The sequence below is a fragment of the Mycoplasmopsis agassizii genome (assembly GCF_002276225.1).
GTDB classification, from domain to species: domain Bacteria; phylum Bacillota_I; class Bacilli_A; order Mycoplasmatales; family Metamycoplasmataceae; genus Mycoplasmopsis_B; species Mycoplasmopsis_B agassizii_A.
This window is the reverse complement of sequence record NZ_NQNY01000032.1, coordinates 1-1,241: the sequence shown is the minus strand read 5'-3', so window position 1 is coordinate 1,241 and position 1,241 is coordinate 1. Positions and strand designations below refer to the sequence as shown.

Annotated in this window: 1 protein-coding gene; it reads left to right on the top strand. The window is 28.1% G+C overall.

Annotated features, from left to right (window positions below):
* The first annotated feature begins 61 nt into the window (after positions 1–61).
* Positions 62–1,039, top strand: coding sequence for an IS30 family transposase (locus CJJ23_RS04925; RefSeq protein ID WP_095335221.1), 978 nt, complete (start codon positions 62–64; stop codon positions 1,037–1,039).
* Positions 1,040–1,241: the final 202 nt, after the last annotated feature.

The window sequence follows — 1,241 nt, the reverse complement described above, 5'->3', positions numbered from 1 at the left end:
CCCGCATCGGCCTAATAACTGCAACAGAAAGGTTGTAGTTATTTTTTATAATATAAGTAATATGAAATACAAACAAGTAACTTACGAAGAAAGGTGTACAATCGAAACACTTTTAAATGATGGTGTTAACGTAACTCAAATTGCTAAACACCTAAAAAGATCAAAATCAACAATATCTAGAGAAATCAAAAGAAATACTGTTGATGGATATTATGATTCTAAAGATGCAAACAAAAAGTGTTATGAGAGAAAACTTCATAAATTTTTTATGTTTAGATGAAAATATCAAGAATTTGAAAAATATTTTTCTAAGTATTATGACAAAAGGTACTGTGGTGTTAAAGCTACGATGCATAAAATTTCAGTTTTTCATCCTGAAGTTCTTCGCCCTAGCGAAAGACACGTATTTAAGTGAATAAAATCGAGAAACTGGATTTTTACCCCAAAAGATAGGTTAAGAACTTATTATGTAAAAGGCGGAAAAAGATCAGTCGGAATTTTTTCGAGATTTAAAGGTCGCTATGTTAAACCTATTTGAGCTAGACCAAAATATATTGACAACAGAACTGACTTTGGTCATTGAGAAATTGATTTAATTATTGGTAAAAGAGCTAATGGTTACACAAATGTACTTACTTTTAACGAAAGAATGAGTAGAAAAGTATTTTCACTTCACGTTGCTTCAAAGGATCCATTCAAAATAAATTCTGCATTATATAAGTTAATCAAGCAAGAAGATTTACCTGTAAAATCAATAACAGTTGATAATGGTGTTGAATTTTCTAGACTAGGATTAGTTGCAAAGTGAATTAATGCAATAATTTATGCCTGTGAGCCATATGCATCATTTCAAAGAGGTTCCAACGAAAATCTTAACGGTATGATTCGTAGAACATTTAAAAAAGGAACAAACTTTAATGATGTAACTCCTTCAAATTTAAAAGATGTTACTGACAAAATAAACAATATGCCAAGAGAAATGTTTGGTTGAAAATCAAGCAACGAAATGTATGAACATTATTTAAAACTATTTAAATAAAAACAATACAGACTAGAAATCTTTTCTTTTAGATGCTTATCTAAAAGGGTATTTTCTAATAAAAAAACTTTATTTTTAGATTTTGAAAGCCTAAATAAAGGATAAAAAAATTGCAAAATAAAAAAAATAATAAAAATGAACTTTCGAATGAAAGTCCATTAAAATAAAAATGTAAGAGTTGCAGTTATTAGAACACTCTAGG